A 265-nucleotide genomic window follows, 5' to 3' on the forward strand; every position below is an offset into this window, starting at 1 on the left:
CTGCGCGGTTGAGATCGGCCGGTGGTAGCACCAGGCCCAGATTGAACGGCAGCTTTGTCGCGCCGTGATCCCAGCTGTAGCCCGGCCCGATATGGATTTCCGGATACTGCCGGGCGATTTCCAGCTTCAGAGCGCTTTCCGCCAGGTCGTAGTCCACCACCGCCCGCAGCACGTCACGGCGGGTCAAGGCGGCGGTGCGGCGCGCGTCGGTGAGGTCGCGTCCTTCGGATGGCGAGGATGGCGGTGCCAGGCGCAGTCCCGCCAC

The 265-nt window shown here is 67.9% G+C and carries 1 protein-coding gene; it reads right to left on the bottom strand.

What is annotated here, in order from left to right; translation table 11 throughout:
* Positions 1-265 (bottom strand): hypothetical protein (locus tag DBR10_RS19360; protein WP_199225347.1); only part of this gene is annotated, 265 nt, incomplete at both ends.

Origin of the sequence: Caulobacter sp. HMWF025, from assembly GCF_003060965.1 — a bacterium.
Lineage (GTDB): Bacteria > Pseudomonadota > Alphaproteobacteria > Caulobacterales > Caulobacteraceae > Caulobacter.